This window comes from Lactobacillus gigeriorum DSM 23908 = CRBIP 24.85, assembly GCF_000296855.1.
Classification (GTDB): Bacteria; Bacillota; Bacilli; order Lactobacillales; family Lactobacillaceae; genus Lactobacillus; species Lactobacillus gigeriorum.
Map to the genome: position 1 here is coordinate 18,635 of NZ_CAKC01000059.1, position 17,439 is coordinate 36,073.

Here is a 17,439-nt window from a genome sequence, read left to right on the forward strand (position 1 = left end):
TTACTGTCGATTTATTTAATTATGATTCTTGTAATCATCTGGAAAAACAATTACTGGTCCAGCACTGGGATTTAATTCAGGTTCAGGATCTGCTATATGATTAACAGATTCATGACTTGGACTATCACCAGTCAGTATCTCTGGTTGTTCATCAGTTTCTTCAGGCTCTTGAGTAGAGTTTAAGTCATCTAAGTCATCTTTGTCAATAACATCTGGTTCTTCCTCGCCAAATTCTTCATCCAATTCGGCTTCACGACGAAATTCGTCATCTTGACTTTCGACAGTTGGTAATGGTTCAGAACCATCCCCTGGATAGAATCTTTCTGTATGATAAAACTTATCAAGTGCTCTTTGCCACTCATCGTCTGATAGACTATCAATTTGTTTTTGAAGCATATCTTGAATATGATTTCTAAAACTACCAATCTCCTCTTTTAGACGCTCATAATCAGACTTAATAACTTCTTGTTGTTGACGTTGATAATTTGTATCAGTTTCTGCTTGTTTTTTTGCTTCTTGAATAATTCGTTCTGCTTCTTTTTGAGCGGAAGCTTTCAATTCATTAGCAGACTTTTGGGCAGAAATCAGAACCTCGTTTAATTCTGACCTTTTTTGTTCAAAATCTGCTAATTTTTGTTCTAATTGATGAACTTGTTCGGTCAAAGTTACATTTTGATTTTTCAAATCAACTACTTCATCAAGCGCATCACCATATGAATCTACAATTTGATCTAAATAACTATCAACTTCATAACGATCATAGCCAGACCGACCACGATGTTTAAATTCCTTATTATGAATGTCCATAGGAGTTAATTGTATCTTTTTTTCGCTTGCCAATGTTTTAGCACCACCTTAAATTTACCTTTTCTAGTTGTCGTAATTTCGACTACTTTTATTCTACCAAAATGACGTAAACTGATTATATCATCTACCTTAATTATTATATTAGAATTCCTAGTTTCAAGCCAATTTAATTTAACATCACCTTGTTCAATTACATCTTTTATTTTTGTTCTGCTAAGTCGAGAAATACCGGCTAAGATTGAGTCAAGTCGCAATGATGAAACTATTTCATCTTTTTCAATGGAGGTATCTTCGGGAATAATGATTTCTTTGCCAGCAACCTCTCTAATTCGCACCTTGTTTCGACCGATCCGATCAATTTGCTCAAGGAAAAATGGCCTAAGCTCTGTTTTAGCGAAAAATTGCCATCGACCGGATTCATCATGAATAATATCACCAAAAGTCCCTAATTCAATCCCGCTGTTTGCCAAACTTCCCAGAATGTCGCTATGACGTAATTGAATAAACTTATTAGCATACTCAACTTCAAATGCGGTTATTTGAAAATCTTCAGGTTTTATTTCTGAATCACGTTCACTAATATAAACTCGTCTCTTTTCAGCATCAGGATAACCACCAAAGTCATCTATAAAAAATTCATTGCCAATTATTTCTCTTAAAATATGAATTTGTCCTGGATCTAAAAAGTCGGTTAATAGGTCATTGTCATGATATTCAACTTGATTATATAGGGCAATTAAGTCATCTATTTCTTTAGTTTTACCATATTGTTGATAAAACCATGCTCGACTCTTCTCCTTCATAATACTCAATACCTTTCTCAAAAATAAAAGCGAGGCAAAACCTCGCTTTTATTAACCTAAAATTTTATACAAAATATTAAATAGCCAATTTAACGCATAATTTTGAATAAAGTAAAGTATAAACAATCCAATCACTGCTGAAACATCGATTCCAGTAGCAAATGCTAACTTCCTTATTGGTCCTTGCCTAAAGAGGTTTAGATATGGATCAACAATTTTATCCAATAATCTACCTAAAGTCGAATTTGCAAGAAATGGTAACCAGCTCATTATTGCATCAATTACGATAAATATTGAGTACAACCAAAGAATGTACTGTAAAGTTATCACAACATAGTATGCTACCATTAGTTCAAATTATCCTTTTTATCGATTAATTCACTAATTTTGCCATCAGTTTGGAACTTTGGTGGAGTGGCAAGAAAAATCTTATCACCGATTCTTTGAATTTCGCCATTCAAAGCATAGATCGTGCCAGTAATAAAATCAACTACTCGTCTGGCTGCTCCATCCTCCATACGGCTAAAATTAATGACTACAGCCTTATTCTTAAGTAAATTTTGCGCTACATCCTTGGCATCAGAATATACACGTGGTTCGTACAAAACAATTTGACTTTTAGCCGCATCAATTCCTGATTTAATCGAAACAACATTGTTATGATTAATCGAATTTAATGGGATTTGATTGTTGTCAGAATTGTCCTGTTGAACATATTCTTCCTCATCGAATTCCTCATCATCAGAAATACCGAGAAATTTTCCTAATTTATCAAAAGCCATTGTTCCTGCTCCTAACTAGTTTTCACCACGGTGCTTAAGAAATGGAATGTCATTATTATCATCATCGTCTGCAGCACTAGTTTCTATTTGTGGGATGTTAGATGCTTGATCATTATCATCAAATGCATCAAAATTACTGTTACTATTTTGAGTTACACGAGTTCTTCTTGCAGATTGATTATCATCTAAGCCCCAAACATCAGTTGGGTTATCAATCATAGGTTCGTGTGGAACAGCACGATGAAATTCGCCATTATCAGAATTTACTGGCTCTGCGTTTGATGCAACAGGCTTTTCTTTAGCTGGTTCAACAGTTTTAGCTACACTACGTGCAGAAACTTGTTGACCATGACCAGGTAAGTCACTAGAGCGCTTTTCTTCAATTTCAGAATCAATACCTGTTGCAATTACAGTAACTACAACTTCATCCCCAAGATTTGGATTGATTGACGTACCGAAGATAATGTTAACATCATCCCCTGCAGCCTTAGAAACAATTTCTGAAGCATCTTGAGCTTCAAACAAAGTAAGATCTGGTCCACCTGTGATGTTAAGCAATACTTGTTTAGCTCCATCGATTGAAACTTCCAATAATGGAGATGAAATAGCCAATTTAGTAGCTTCAACAGTTCTGTTTTCACCACTAGCTCTACCAATACCCATTAGTGCTGCACCTTGGTTCTCCATAACTGTCTTAACATCAGCGAAGTCCAAGTTTACGTAGTCGGTTGAAGTAATCAAATCTGATATACCTTGAACACCTTGCTTAAGGACGTTATCAGCTTCCTTAAAAGCATCCATCATAGGTGTCTTCTTATCAACCATTTCTAACAAACGGTTATTGGCGATAATAACAAGAGTATCAACATATTGCTTTAATTGCGTAATTCCATCAGTAGCGTTTTTAGCACGCTTTGGGCCTTCAAAACTGAAAGGACGTGTAACAACGCCTACAGTTAAAGCACCAGTTTCACGAGCAATTTTAGCTACTACAGGTGCAGCACCAGTTCCAGTTCCGCCTCCCATACCAGCAGTAATGAAAATCATATCTGCACCCTTAAGTGCATCTTCAATTGTTTGTTCACTTTCTTCAGCTGCTTTTTGGCCTACTTCAGGGTGTGAACCAGCACCTAAACCTCTAGTTAATTTAGGTCCTAATTGTATTTTATCTTCAGCTTTATTACTATTTAGTGCTTGTACATCAGTATTGGCAGCAATGAAGGAAACTCCTTGTACGCCGTCATCAATCATTCTGTTAACTGCGTTACCACCGGCTCCACCAACACCGATTACTTTAATGACAGCATTTTTATTGTCATCTGAATCGAATGTAAAATCCATCTACTTAACCACCTTTAATCAAAGAACTTTTTGAAGAAATCCTTGACGCTTCTAGTTCTATTTTTTGTATCTTTTGCTTGTTGTTTACGCGAAGACTCTGAATGTCCTGCTTTTTTATTATTATAAGCTAATTTTGCTTCACTTTCACTAGTCGCAGCAGTTCTTTTCGAATTTTTCTCTATTTGTTCGCTTTGAACCCTTACTGCTTTTTTAGTAATAGTTTCACCGTATAACGCTTGATTTACTAAATTATCAATATCGGATAAGCTATTAGCATAGTTAATAATACCATACGAAGCTGCATAAATTGGGTTTCTCATACCCATTTGAGTCGGTTGATATATTCTGGTCTTCGTTCCTAAAACTTCAGAAGTTAACTTATCAATTCCAACAAGCAAACTTGTACCACCAGTAATAACAATTCCGCCTGGGAGCTTAAGAGCATTAGATTTGGCTAATCCCTTTCCAACTCTACTAAGCATTTGCATTAAGCGGGCATTAATAATCTTGCTTAAATATGCTTCAGTCACCATACTCTGACCATTTACACTATTAACAGCGAATTGGTCCTTATCAGATGCTTGGGAAAGATCAGCATATCCATAATCCAACTTTATTTGTTCGGCATCTTTTTTGGATGTACTTAAAACAACAGAAATATCGTTAGTAATATCGCTACCGCCTTCAAGGTCAACCTTTGCGTACTTAATCTGTCCTTCACGAATTACTGTTGCTGTTGTGGTACCTCCACCAAGATCTAAAATAATCGATCCAAAAGTTCTTTCGCTTTCTTCTAATGCTACACTTGCAATCGCTAAAGGTGTAGGAACAAAGAAACTATTCTTGTATCCTGCACGCTCAATTGCCTTGCGAATGTTGTGGAGTGGTCCAGAAGGCGCCGTTAACAAAATACCTCTTACAGCCAAAGAATGTGCGATCATCTTACGCGGATCATCAACTTCAGTTTTCCCATCAATAATAAAATGATTTGGTAAAAACGATATTGGACCACGACCATCTTTAACTGCAGACTTAATTGCCGCCTGTAAAACACGAATTACATCGGCATCACCTATTTCAGTACCTTTTTCGCCAACTGTAGTAATCCCAGCTGCACTTTCCATTTGGATCATGCCTACGGGTATTCCAATAATAACGTTATAAATACTGGTATTAGTCTTTTCTGCAACTTCTCGCAAAGCTCTGCTTATAGCTGAAGCTGTTTGATCGATATCTACAATTTCACCATGCCGCATTCCTGTATTTGGAGTAGTAACTGCCCCAATAACTTTTCCGGAATCGGCTACAACTGCTTTTATAGTGGTGGTTCCAATATCAATGCCCACCAACAAATTTGAATTATCCAAAGTTAAGCCCCCATTAATAACTGCCCCAAAAAAAGTTTAACATAAATCTTGAATCTTGACAGCTTAAGATATGCCAAAAGCCTTTTTTTCGTGTGAATTAAGCGGTCTACTGAATGCACCAATTTCAAAATCAATTAAGCTATTTTTACCAGCTTTTTTCTTAATAATATCATAGTATTGAATTTTATTTCCAAGTGTATCAATATTTCCAATTATTACATTGCCATCCTTCATTACTAGTATTATTTGCGTCCTTCGCTTTGTGCTGGCACTAAGTAACTTAACTTGATTACGAAATTCATCAGGAAAGCTATTAAACAATTTCAAATCATCTTTAAGCGAGACTTTGTGGCTATAGCCAATAAATATTGGCTTATCCTGATTAATCTCTGACCAAGCTAATGATTGACTACCTATCTTGCCATTTGAAAGAATTTTCCGATAGCGATCACCATCTTTGATAAAGCCTATTGCCTCGTACTCCTTAACATTCAAAACTAATTGATTTAAATTTTTAACACTTACCGAAATCTGCTTAATTTCTGGATACTTACCTGATAATCGCTTAGTTAGTTTTTGCTTATGTGAAGTATATGTTACTACTTTATCACTTGCATTTATGCCTGAATTTTGAACCAGCTGTTTAGATGGTAAATCTTCAGCACCTAACACTTGAACCACGCTGATATTAGCTAATGGAGAAACATAATATCCTAAACATAAAATAGCAATAAATGATACGCCTAGAATAATACCTAAATTGATAGATAAAGATTTTCGTCTTTCATAGCGTAATTTTGAAAGTGAGGTAGATAGTTTAGGCTTCTTACTCTTCTTTTTTTGCCTATCAGAAATATGATTTAGATATGGTGACAATTCCTTTCTTGGATCAATTTTTGTTACCGTTTTTTTCTCTTTAGCCATCTGCCTCACTCCTTTCATTAGTGCTTAATTTCTTGCATAACCTTGATTACTTGATCTGCCGCATCCGGAACGCCTAACTTTTTAGAATTCAAAGACATTTCTTTTGCATATTTGTCATCTAATAAAATGTGGTCAATTGATGAAACAAAATTATTAGCATTTAAATCATCTTCTGGTAATACCAAAGCAGCTCCTGCTTTTTCCAAATCTTGTGCGTTCTTCATTTGATGGTTATGAGTAACATTTGGACTTGGAATTAAGATTGCCGGAACACCTAAAGCAGTAAATTCAGCAATGCTAGTTGCGCCTGATCTCGAAACTACACAAGTAACTTGAGGAAGAACAGCTGGCATATTTTTGATATATGGCAAGACTTTGATATATTTTCCTAAATCAAAATTTTCCAACTTTTTCATAACTGCATCATAGTAATAAGTTCCAGTAGCCCAAATAATTTGATATGGCTTTTCTTTCAACTCAGTTAATGATTGCAACATGATGCGATTAATTGCTAATGCACCACGAGATCCCCCAAAAACCAGAACTGTTGGCATTTCAGGATTCAACTCTAATTCTTTTTTGATATCAACATCATTGCTATGCAATCCTAGAACTTGCTGTGATCGCGGATTACCCGTTTTTACAAGTTTATTTTTTTCAGAAAACTGTTTTGCAGCGTCATCAAAACTATAACAAATTCGATCAACATAATGTCCCAAGAATTTATTAGCTAAACCAACTACAGAATTTGATTCATGAATTAATGTTGGAATATGCATTTTTGCTGCTTCATAAACCATTGCTCCCGAAACATAACCACCCGTTCCCAAAACAACATCCGGTTTAAATTCAGTTATAATCTCTCTTGCTCGCTTTGTTGCCTTGATAAATAAATCGATTGTCTCAAAGTTCTTTAACGGGTGTTTCCGATTAAAGCCCCGGATCTTGATAGTTTTGAAATTTATCCCTGCTGCAGGAACAATTTTCGATTCCAAGCCTTTTTCTGTCCCAACAAACAAAATTTCTGATTTATCAGCTATTCCGGTTTGTTCTAATCGTTCAATGATTGCCATTATTGGGTAGATGTGGCCACCTGTACCGCCACCAGTAAAAATTACTCTCATGATTACTTAGTCTTTAATTCCTTCACAAATTTTACGAAATAATCTCCACGATCTTCAAAAGTCCTGAATTGATCCCAAGAAGCATTAGCTGGTGAAAAGAGAATTACATCCCCTTCTTCAGATAATTCATATGCTCTAGGTACTGCTTCCTGTAAAGTATTTACAATCACGATCTCTTTGACACCTGCTTTTCTTGCAGCATCAGCTAAGAGATATCTAGTTTCTCCATACAAAACAACTGATTTAACATGTTTTTTGATTAGAGGTACTAATTCATCAAATACAAAACCACGATCAAGACCACCAGCAATCCATACCTCTGGGACATCAAATGCTGGAATAGCAACACTAGCAGCCTCTATGTTAGTAGATTTTGAATCATTGTAAATTTTGCGACCTTCTAAAGTCATAACGTATTGTAGACGATGTTTAGCGCCACCGAAAGTAGTTAAAACGGCTTTAATATCATCATTTTCAGCACCCATAATCTGAGAAATAGCAATTGCAACTAGACAATTCTGTTGATTATGCACGCCTGGAAGCTTTACATCTGCTTTCTTAATAACTTCTTTTTTATGACTAAACAAAAATTCATTTCCAATATATAAATCTGCACTTGAATCACTTTCAGAAAAAGTAACAATCTTAGCTTGTGTACGCTCTTTTTCTTTTTCAAGAATATCCTTTTGATCGAAATTGGCAATAAAGTAGTCTGCTTCTGTCTGCGATTGTGTAATTCGCAATTTGGCATCTACATAATTTTCAAAGCTCTTATGATAATCCAAGTGAACATTATTATAAATGTCAACAATAGCTGCTACTTTTGGCTTGATGTCTTTTACACCTAATAATTGGAAACTTGAAATCTCAACAACTAAAATATCATCCTTGGTTGCTTTTTGTACTACATCAGAAATTGGGACGCCAATATTTCCAACTGCATATGCATGATGACCTAATTTTTGTAAATGATGATCAAGAATCTGCTGGGTTAACATCACTGTTGTGGTTTTACCGTTAGAACCAGTTACGCAAACATATGGTGCTTCACTAACGGTTAAGGCAATTTCTGGTTCAGTATAAATTGGTAAACCAACTTCTTCAGCCTTTTTAACCATTGGATTGTCATAGGGAATACCCGGATTTTTGACCATAAAATCAAATTTTTCTTGATCGAACAGATCAAGTGGATGATATCCTCCTATAACTCTTACGCCACTTGCTTCTAATTCCTTAGCTTGGTCATTATTTGTCAAATCAGCTTTATCATTCAAAGTCAATTTTGAACCAAGTTTTAACAATAAATTACTTACCGCAAAACCACTTTTACCTAAACCTAAGATAAGTACTTTTTTGTTTTCAAACTTGTTTGTCGTTTTCATCTTTGCTTTTTTATCCCCAAATCATTATATAAACTAAACTACCAATCAAACCCACTAACCAAAATACAATGTCAACTTTCCATTCAGACCAGTGCATCATTTCAAAATGGTGATGAATTGGTGTCATTTTGAAAATACGTTTTCCCGTAGTCTTAAAAGATATGACTTGCAAAATAACACTAGCGGTTTCACATACAAATACTATCCCAATTAACAAAAGTGACCATGGACGATTTAAGAAGATGCTTACAGCAGCTAAACCACCACCTAAAGCTAAAGATCCAGCATCCCCCATGAAGATTTTGGCAGGCTTATGATTAAAGATAAAGAATGTAATCAATCCACCAATTACACTCATACAGAACAATAATACCGCTTGATTATGCTCTTGATAAGCAATGTATGAATAAGTACCGTAAGCAATAATTGAAAGCCCCGTTGCTAAGCCATCTAAACCATCAGATAAGTTAACAGCGTTGGAGTATCCCACTAACCAAAAAATCAAAAATAAAACAAAAATTGCTAAATTATTTACATTTCCAACAAATGGAATAAATAGACTGAACTTGAAACCATCACTTAAAGAAATAGCTACGATAACTGCAGCAATAATTATTTGAAGTGCCAGTTTTTGCCATGCACGAAGACCAAGATTGCGTTTAAAGTACAACTTAATCCCATCATCAAGAAAACCGATAATGCCATATCCTAACAAAGAAATTAATAAAATTAAACTAATTTTGGTAAATTGATGTTGCCATGCAGCCACCCAAACTGTTGAAATTACAGCGGCAAGAACAAAAATTGTTCCTCCCATTGTAGGCGTACCCGATTTTTTTTGATGCCACTTGGGGCCCTCATCACGAATTTCTTGTCCTTCATGATGTGACCGCATAAAGATAATCAGCCACGGTAAAAATATCGCTGTTAAAACCAGTGAACTAACCATTGCCACAATACTTATAACCATTTTTATATATCTACTCCTTTAAATTGATCTTCAATTTGCTATTAGATTTGAGAATCGTTCCCGGACTAATATTTTGATGATAAACTTTGCCACTACCTTTTAGAGTGACCTTAATACCAGTTAGATTTGAGAATTGATGCACATCTTCAATTGACCAGCCCTTCATGGTAGGCATCTTCAAACTACCAGAAGTCAAAACAAACACTTTAGCACCATTCTCAGCCTTCTGTGAGGCTTTAATTCCTTGAGCAAGAACTTTATTTCCAGAACCTAACTTATAAAGATTTAAGCCCAAACTGGTTAACCTTGTTTTAGCTTGCGTTACTGTTAAATCTTTTAATTTAGGAACGGTTGCCGTTAATTCAGGGGCTTGATTATTCTGTGACATAATGATCACACGATTCATTAACGGCTTGAAAATTGAAGCTAAAATTGTTTCTGCAGGATCACTCATTCTTCTTGGTTGCTTCATCGTAATATAAACACAATAACGAGGATCCTTTGTAGGAGTTACTCCTACAACTGAAAAGATGTAGTTACTATTTCCTGTAAAGTAACCACCACCTTTGGGATTTGCAATCTGTGCTGTACCCGTTTTAATAGCGATGCTTTGTCCTGTCATTTTATATGCATAACCTGTACCGATGCTCTTACTTAAAACACGCTTCATATTATCAATTAATACTTTCCGTGTTTTTGCGCTATAAACCGGATTACCGACTTTCTGAGTCTGATAGCCCTTAATGGTATTACCGTCACTATCAGTAATCTTATCAACAAATTGTGGTTTTACCATTTGACCATCATTGCCCAAACTACTGAATGCTTGCATCATTTGCATAACATTCACATTGACACCTTGGCCAAAACTAGTTGCTGCTTGATCAGTTACTGTACCAAATGACAACATTCCTGCCTGTTCACCTGGTAATGTTACGCCAGTCTTTTTACCAATTCTGAAACGGTTTAAATATTTCTTCCAAGTCTTACTACCCATTTGCTGTTCAAGATGAACAAAACCAGTATTACTTGATCTAGCAAAGGCTTGCCAATAAGGAATACTTCCCCATCCTGATCTTAACCAGTCGTGAATAGTAGCGCCACCAACTACAACTGATCCTGAATTGTAATAAGTATTAGGCATGTAGTGTCCGCTATCTACTAAAGCAGCTAGTGTTAAAATCTTAAAGACGGAACCAGGTTCATAAGTATCTTGAACCAAAATATTCCGATAGGAGTTAGTCAAGCCTTTTTTAGTTTGAGGATTAAACGTAGGTCTTTGAGAAGCTGCCAATACTTTCCCAGTTTTCATATCCTCGACCACCACCGTCATACTTACAGGATCATATTTACTTTGAACTTCAGAAAGCCTGGTTTCCAAAAAACTTTGTAATTGTGAATCTAAAGTTAGATATAAATTATCTCCATTTTTCGGAGCCTTATATGTTTGACTATTGTTAGCAATTTGATTGTTAGAAGCATCAACTGCAGAAATCCGATAGCCATCTTTACCAGTCAAGATATCGTTATACCAAGCCTCTAGTCCCATTGTTCCAACAAGATTAATGTTCCCTTTTTTATCATAAACAGGTTGCGATAACCCGATGATATGTGAGGCAAAATTACCATTAGGATAAAGTCTTGAAGGCGTTTCTATAAACTTAATACCTGGTAGTTTCATATTTTCAATTTGATTTTTCTGACTTTTGGTTAAACCACTACCACTGCTACCAAATTGAACTTGAAATGCCTTTTTCGGTGGGTTCAGATATTTTAAAATCTGCGTCTCGGATATAGGTAAAACTGTTGCTAATTTTTGAGCAGTTTTTTCTTTATCTACAACATATTCTGGCTGATTCTTATAATTTATTGATGATTTATCAAGAATTGCATAGATTGTATATAAATGTGAATCTTCTGCAATTGCCAAGCCATTACGATCATAAATCGTTCCCCGCGTTGCCTTAATCACCTCATTGCGATGATAAAGTTGTTCGGTTCTAGCAGATATATCTTGCCCTTTGATCGTTTTAGAGATCCCAATATACAAAAATCTTCCCATAAATATAAGAAAAACCAAAGCCACGGCTAATTGGAGAATTCTCCCCACCGTAAAGCGGTAGTCGTGGGCTTTGGATTTTTGTAATTTTAAATTACTCTTTTTCTTTTTCATTAGCGAATTGTCCTAATGTTTTTATCTATTAACGTCAGACCTTTTTCACGAGCTATCTTGTTTAATCTAGTAGTTGAAGTTAACTCGCCGATCTGTTGTCTTAGATCAGTCACTTCATTTTGATTCTTCGAAATTGACTGCTGGATATCACTCAACTGTTGCTGAGTGGAGGCTGCAGTAATACTTGAAGAAATCAAGAAAACTATCATTCCAATTGAAACGACGCTTCCAAGAACAACTAACATTCTCTCAAAAAAAGTCCAACGAACATAACGTGGATTATAAACCCGTTGTCTTTCCTGCGTGAATTCGACTTCTTTTTCGGATTCAACCTCATAATTTCTAGCAGAACTATCAGCCATTATTCTTCCCTCATCATATCTTCTCTGCAACCCTTAATTTTGCACTGTGTGAGCGGTTGTTGTTTTCAAGTTCTTCTGTAGAAGCAATGATCGGTTTCCGGTTAACCAACTTTAACGTTGGTTTTAAGTTTTCAGGGATCACCGGCATACCTCTCGGTACTTCTACTTCTGAATATTTCTTAAAAATCCTTTTAACGATTTTATCTTCATCCGATTGAAAAGTAATGACACTTATTCTTCCACCAGGCTTAAGCATTTCAATAGCTTCTTCAAGAGAAGTTTGTAAAACTTCCAATTCATGATTCACAGCCACTCTTAAAGCCTGAAAACTCTTCTTTGCAGGATGTCCTCCTGTTCGTCTTGCATAAGCAGGAATTGCATCTTTAATAATATCTACCAATTGAAATGTTGTTTCAATCGGTTGATGCGATCTTGCTTCAACTATTTTTCGAGCTATTTGACGAGAAAATTTTTCATCGCCAAACTTGAACAGTATTTTAGCTATTTCTTTTTGGTCATATGTATTGACTATCTTATAAGCATCAAGTTCTTGGCTTTGATCCATTCTCATATCAAGTCGTGCATCGAAGCGATACGAAAATCCTCGATCAGCTTGATCAAATTGTGGTGAAGACACACCCAAGTCGTAATATATTCCATCAATTCCATCAGAGTAACCTAGCTCAACCAGATTTTCCTTAAGATGACTAAAATTGTCATGGACTAATTTCAACCTTGGATTGCTTCCATTTTGCAATAAATCAGCAAAGTTTAACTCTGCTGCTTGAATTGCATATTCATCTTGATCAAAACCAATCAACGTTCCGCTTTGTAGCTTGCTAAGTAAATATCTAGCATGCCCGCCTCCACCAAAAGTGGCATCGACATAAAGACCATCGTTTTTCGGTTTTAAATTGTCTATTGTTTCGTGTAAGAGAACACTGGTGTGCTTGAATTCCATATTTTTATAGTTCAATATCATCCAAATTTTCTGCGATTTCATCATAGTCGTCGTTTGCTTGATTTGAAAACTCGGTCCACTTTTCAAGCGACCAAATTTCAATTCGGTTTGAAACACCTATAATGATACATTCTTTTGTAAGCCCGGCATGCTCTTTTAATGTCGTGGTCAGATTAACACGCCCTTGCTTGTCGAACTCGCATTCCATCGCACCAGAGTAAAATAAGCGCATAAAAGCACGTACATTTCTCTTCGTCAACGGAAGTTTCGCTAATTTGGCTTCAATTTTTTGCCACTCATCAATCGAGTAGCCAAAAATGCAGCCTTCCATCCCTCTAGTGAACACCATTTTTGCACCAACTTGATTACGAATTTTAGCTGGTATAATTAACCGACCTTTATCGTCCAAGTTGTGCTGATACTCACCCATGAACATGGTCTAGCCCCCTTCCAATGAATAATTTACCACAATTCCCCACTTCCTACCACTTAAACCACAAAAAAAGCTGTTTTTTTTTTTGCTTTTTACACCTTAGGATTGAAAAATAAAAAAACTTCGAAAAAAATAAACTTAATCGAAGTTTTTATACCATCATAGTGAATAGCAAACCTATATACCAAAACACTGAACATAGACTTAAGTATTTCCAAATATCATATAAAGTCTTAGTTAGCGATAAATTTTTATTTTTTATCGCAGCCTCAACTGTTATCCAAACTACCAAAATAAAAAAGAACAAAAAGCCGTAAGGTAAAAACGATGGCCGATGTTGCATTTTAGTTATGTAACTACATGCTGGTAAGAAAAAAATTGGTAATAAATCTGAGCCACTAAACTGAGCTTTAGGTAATAACGTATTAATCAGAAAAGAAATGCCCAATCCACAAATCGGCAATAAAAAAATTAACACTAGCATGAAAAATCCTCCATGTTTCTATTTTATCCTTTTACATAATTGAAAAAAATAGCTTTTCATCATAAAATATCTTTCAGTAGGAGGTTTTTCAATGGCTCGCAGAAAGAAAAGATCAAAATTTGAAAAATTAACCATTTTTATGGCACTTTTAATGGCCTTAGTTACTATTTTAGGTGTTGTTTTTCAAGCTTTAAGTGCATTAGGTTGGCTTTAAACAAGCAGCGGTTTTAATTTTATCAAACAAATAAGCAGGTAGCATTAATTCAATTTGCTACCTGCTTTTCTTATACTTTGATAAACAGTTGTTTATTTTTTCGACACTTATTGTCGATAGGCCGATAAATCAACTAAAAATGGATAATTTCGAATCATTCTTTCCCATAGCCAATAACTAACCACAAAAAAGATAATCGCCGACCCAATTGTCCCAGGAATGCTCATCAAAAGCTGTTTAACTGAAGTTGAAATAATACCCGTTGCATTGAAAATAAGCCAAGTATATGCATCGAAAAGTACCGTCCCACCTATTGCAACCATCAATCGGGCTAACCAAATCTCTGGCCAATAGCGTGCAATCTTTTGACTTAACCAACAAATTATTGGCAAGAAAAAGGTATAGATCCCTAAAAAGCCAAAGTTAAACAAGTCAGCTACTATTCCTGCTCCCAACGCAAGCCAAACTTCTTTTTCGTTAATATCGTCAAGTAATCCTATCAATATTACCCCTACCAGTAATAGAGAACTGCTTACCGTAAAATTAAACAGTCGGTTTAAATAAAGCGAACAAGTGCCATCAAGAACAATTGCACCTAATAAAAGAAGTGCCAAAATCCATTTACGAAAGGTACGCATTAGTTGGCAGCCGCCTCTCTATTAATTACTGTTACAACCGAAGGATCATCGATTTCCCCTGCAGGTTTGATTCTGATTAAATTTGACAAGCCAAATTGATCTCTAGTTGTTTTAGCAACCGTTCCAATCAAAAGGCCTTTAGGTGAATTGCCACCCATTCCACTAGTATAAACCCTAGTTCCTTGTTTCAACTTCAAGCTATCAATCACTTGAGTTAAAGCTAAATTGCCATTTGAATCTACCGTAATAATTCCGTGAACTTGTTTTCCATTGCCTGCTGTAGCTTGGACTGCAAAACGATTAGCTGATTTATCCGTTGTAGTTATCAATTCTACTTTTGCTGAAGCCGCATTAACCTCAATTATTCGTCCTATTACGCCACCATTACTCATAACCGCTTGGTTCTTTTTAACGCCTGATGTGGCTCCTTTATCAATTACAAGTAAATCAGACCAAGTATCAGAAGATCTTGAAATTACAGTTGCATTTATTGGCTGATAGCCGGTCAATGTGCTTTTCATTTTTAATGCTGATCGCAATTGTTGATTTTCAGCTTCTAAGCTCTGATTTCTAGCCTTAGTTTGTCCTAAATCAGTTACCTGGCTTTTGAGATAATCATTTTCTTTTTGCAGTTTCAGCAACTGATCTACGTTTGTTAATCCTCCAGAAATTATACTTACTGGCACGTTTACAATTTTTGAACCAATAGCAACAACATCATTACCCAAACTTTGAATTAAAAATGGCGTATTTCGTTTATTCCGCAAACTTACACTACCACCAAGAACAGCCAAAAAAACAAATACGATCATAACAGCAGTTAATAATTTTTTGTTTTGTAAAAATTTCTTCATACCATATGATCCCAAAATAAAAACCGGCCTTACGCCGGTTTAAATATTATTTACGACTTCGACGCATTACTTCGATATTCTTAAGTGATTCGCCAGTACCAATTGCAACACAATCAAGTGGATCTTGTGCAATAAATACTGGAACTTTAGTTGCTTCAGAAATCACTTCAGGTAAGTTCTTAAGTAGAGCGCCACCACCTGTTAAAACAATACCATGGTCAATAACGTCAGCTGCGATTTCTGGTGATGTTTGTTCCAAAGTCTCCTTAATTGCAACTATAATATCTTGAACAACATCTTGAATTGCAGTTGCAACATCAACTGCTTCAATTTCAATTGATTTAGGCAAACCAGTAACTAAATCACGACCTCTAATATTCATAGCTTCGATTTCTTTTGATTTTTCAATTGAAGCTGAACCAATTTGAATCTTAATATCTTCAGCGGTTCTTTCACCAATCAAAAGATTAAACTTAGAATGAACATAATTGATAATCGAAGTATTAAACTTGTCGCCCGCTTGTCTGATTGAAGTTGATGAAACAATACCACCAAGAGAAATTGTTGCAACATCAGTAGTACCACCACCAATATCAACTACCATAGACCCAGTTGGATCCATAACTGGTAAACCAGCGCCAATTGCAGCAGCAAATGGTTCTTCAATTACAAAAGCTTCACGGGCACCAGCAACACGAGCTGCATCGATTACTGCTCTTTTTTCAACTTCAGTAACCCCAGAAGGTACACAAATCATCACTGAAGGCTTAGAATTACCAACAGTCTTTTCCATGAAGTATTTTAACATTGCAGCAGTAGTATCATAATCCGCAATTACACCATCCTTCATAGGGCGAATTGCACGGATACTTCCTGGTGTTCTACCAATCATTTCTTTAGCTTCTGAACCAACTGCAATTACATCCCCACTTTGGGTATTCTTAGCAACTACAGATGGTTCTCTTAATACAATCCCTTTGCCTTCCATATAGACAAGCGTATTGGCCGTTCCCAAGTCAATACCAATATTTTTTGAACCTAATCCAAACACAAAAAATCTCTCCTTAATTTGCGGACTCTAAATCTTGAATAATTATAGCATAAACTAAGAATAAAACCGATTATCTAACAAATTTTAACGAATATTAAAGGAATTAATCGTCAAACATTTGATTTTCTTGCATACTGAAATACTGTCCTTTACCCACAATAAAATGATCTAATAAGTTAATCTTAAGTAGATTTGCGGCTTTTTTCAAATCTCTTGTCAACTTTAAATCACTTGGAGAAGGCTCAAGCCTTCCACTAGGGTGGTTATGAACCACAATGATTCCAGAGCAATTATACATTACCGCCCAACGGAAAACATCTCTAGGATGGGCAAAAGATCGATCTAACGTTCCCTTCGAGATCATCTTTTCCGCTACAATATGGCTACCATTATCAATATAGAAAGCCCAAAATTCTTCTTGCTTACGCCCAGTTAACTTATTGGCTAAATATGACCCTACTTCTCTGCTCGAACGAAAAATCGTCTGTCTTTTCGGCTCAGACATTCGAATCCGATCCATCAATTCTTCAATTGCAATAGCAATTTTAGATTCACACTCAGGACCACTAACGTAATTTAGTAATTGTTCAAAACTAGAGATATTCTTATCTTCCAATTTTTGCAATAACTTGTCTAAACTGCTAATTCCTTGCTGCTCCAACATGAAGCCTACCTGACCGATTAATTCGATGTCAGTACTTAAATTATAGTGATTTATTTTTTTCATAAAAAAACCTCCTATATATTAAGTACGCAAAAAATCGCAATT

Annotated in this window: 20 protein-coding genes; 1 reads left to right on the forward strand and 19 read right to left on the reverse strand. The window is 35.6% G+C overall.

Annotation, left to right across the window (positions count from 1 at the left end):
- Positions 1-15 precede the first annotated feature (15 nt).
- The 15 genes from BN52_RS05500 to BN52_RS05570 form a co-directional block, all read right to left on the reverse strand.
- Entirely contained in the window at positions 16-807 is a 792-nt protein-coding gene (locus BN52_RS05500) for a DivIVA domain-containing protein (protein ID WP_008473350.1), read from the reverse strand.
- A 5-nt stretch (positions 808-812) separates the two neighbouring features.
- Entirely contained in the window at positions 813-1,610 is a 798-nt protein-coding gene (locus BN52_RS05505; protein WP_008473351.1) for a YlmH family RNA-binding protein, read from the reverse strand.
- Positions 1,611-1,661: 51 nt separating this feature from the next.
- Positions 1,662-1,958, reverse strand: coding sequence for a YggT family protein (locus BN52_RS05510; protein WP_008473352.1), 297 nt, complete (start codon positions 1,956-1,958; stop codon positions 1,662-1,664).
- Positions 1,958-2,392, reverse strand: coding sequence for a cell division protein SepF (locus BN52_RS05515; RefSeq protein WP_008473353.1), 435 nt, complete (start codon positions 2,390-2,392; stop codon positions 1,958-1,960). The genes BN52_RS05510 and BN52_RS05515 overlap by 1 nt, the downstream gene beginning before the upstream one ends.
- Positions 2,393-2,407: 15 nt before the next feature.
- Positions 2,408-3,733 (reverse strand): cell division protein FtsZ, encoded by a 1,326-nt coding sequence (gene ftsZ / locus BN52_RS05520; protein WP_008473354.1) that lies wholly within the window; start codon positions 3,731-3,733, stop codon positions 2,408-2,410.
- Between the two features lie 14 nt (positions 3,734-3,747).
- Positions 3,748-5,100 (reverse strand): cell division protein FtsA, encoded by a 1,353-nt coding sequence (ftsA, locus tag BN52_RS05525; protein WP_008473356.1) that lies wholly within the window; start codon positions 5,098-5,100, stop codon positions 3,748-3,750.
- A 63-nt stretch (positions 5,101-5,163) separates the two neighbouring features.
- Positions 5,164-6,024 (reverse strand): cell division protein FtsQ/DivIB, encoded by an 861-nt coding sequence (locus BN52_RS05530; RefSeq protein WP_040473430.1) that lies wholly within the window; start codon positions 6,022-6,024, stop codon positions 5,164-5,166.
- A gap of 17 nt (positions 6,025-6,041) precedes the next feature.
- The gene (gene murG / locus BN52_RS05535) at positions 6,042-7,148 is read right to left on the reverse strand and encodes an undecaprenyldiphospho-muramoylpentapeptide beta-N-acetylglucosaminyltransferase (protein WP_008473358.1); all 1,107 of its coding nucleotides are present in this window, start codon (positions 7,146-7,148) and stop codon (positions 6,042-6,044) included.
- 2 nt (positions 7,149-7,150) lie between these two features.
- A complete protein-coding gene (gene murD / locus BN52_RS05540; protein WP_008473359.1) occupies positions 7,151-8,530 on the reverse strand; it encodes a UDP-N-acetylmuramoyl-L-alanine--D-glutamate ligase in 1,380 nt (459 codons plus the stop codon).
- Between the two features lie 10 nt (positions 8,531-8,540).
- Positions 8,541-9,500, reverse strand: a complete 960-nt coding sequence (gene mraY / locus BN52_RS05545; protein ID WP_008473360.1) for a phospho-N-acetylmuramoyl-pentapeptide-transferase — start codon at positions 9,498-9,500, stop codon at positions 8,541-8,543.
- A 10-nt stretch (positions 9,501-9,510) separates the two neighbouring features.
- The gene (locus BN52_RS05550; protein ID WP_008473361.1) at positions 9,511-11,673 is read right to left on the reverse strand and encodes a penicillin-binding transpeptidase domain-containing protein; all 2,163 of its coding nucleotides are present in this window, start codon (positions 11,671-11,673) and stop codon (positions 9,511-9,513) included.
- A complete protein-coding gene (gene ftsL / locus BN52_RS05555; RefSeq protein WP_008473363.1) occupies positions 11,673-12,035 on the reverse strand; it encodes a cell division protein FtsL in 363 nt (120 codons plus the stop codon). The genes BN52_RS05550 and ftsL overlap by 1 nt, the downstream gene beginning before the upstream one ends.
- A 13-nt stretch (positions 12,036-12,048) precedes the next feature.
- Positions 12,049-12,996: a 16S rRNA (cytosine(1402)-N(4))-methyltransferase RsmH gene (gene rsmH, locus BN52_RS05560; RefSeq protein ID WP_008473365.1), complete on the reverse strand. Its 948-nt coding sequence runs from the start codon at positions 12,994-12,996 to the stop codon at positions 12,049-12,051.
- A gap of 4 nt (positions 12,997-13,000) precedes the next feature.
- Positions 13,001-13,432 carry a division/cell wall cluster transcriptional repressor MraZ gene (mraZ, locus tag BN52_RS05565; protein ID WP_008473366.1) on the reverse strand — a complete coding sequence of 144 codons (432 nt, stop codon included), beginning with the start codon at positions 13,430-13,432 and terminating at the stop codon, positions 13,001-13,003.
- A 148-nt stretch (positions 13,433-13,580) separates the two neighbouring features.
- The gene (locus BN52_RS05570; RefSeq protein ID WP_008473367.1) at positions 13,581-13,913 is read right to left on the reverse strand and encodes a DUF3397 family protein; all 333 of its coding nucleotides are present in this window, start codon (positions 13,911-13,913) and stop codon (positions 13,581-13,583) included.
- A 91-nt stretch (positions 13,914-14,004) separates the two neighbouring features.
- Here BN52_RS05570 and BN52_RS09850 point away from each other — a divergent pair, with 91 nt between their 5' ends.
- Positions 14,005-14,127, forward strand: coding sequence for a DUF4044 domain-containing protein (locus tag BN52_RS09850; RefSeq protein WP_008473368.1), 123 nt, complete (start codon positions 14,005-14,007; stop codon positions 14,125-14,127).
- 107 nt (positions 14,128-14,234) lie between these two features.
- Here the strand turns inward: BN52_RS09850 and mreD are convergent, their stop codons facing one another.
- The 4 genes from mreD to BN52_RS05590 form a co-directional block, all read right to left on the reverse strand.
- On the reverse strand, positions 14,235-14,765 hold the full coding sequence (gene mreD / locus BN52_RS05575; RefSeq protein WP_008473369.1) for a rod shape-determining protein MreD: 531 nt from the start codon (positions 14,763-14,765) through the stop codon (positions 14,235-14,237).
- Positions 14,765-15,619: a rod shape-determining protein MreC gene (mreC, locus tag BN52_RS05580; RefSeq protein WP_040473437.1), complete on the reverse strand. Its 855-nt coding sequence runs from the start codon at positions 15,617-15,619 to the stop codon at positions 14,765-14,767. The genes mreD and mreC overlap by 1 nt, the downstream gene beginning before the upstream one ends.
- Positions 15,620-15,665: 46 nt before the next feature.
- Positions 15,666-16,670, reverse strand: coding sequence for a rod shape-determining protein (locus BN52_RS05585; RefSeq protein ID WP_008473371.1), 1,005 nt, complete (start codon positions 16,668-16,670; stop codon positions 15,666-15,668).
- Positions 16,671-16,773: 103 nt separating this feature from the next.
- Positions 16,774-17,397 carry a JAB domain-containing protein gene (locus BN52_RS05590; RefSeq protein ID WP_008473373.1) on the reverse strand — a complete coding sequence of 208 codons (624 nt, stop codon included), beginning with the start codon at positions 17,395-17,397 and terminating at the stop codon, positions 16,774-16,776.
- Positions 17,398-17,439 lie beyond the last annotated feature (42 nt).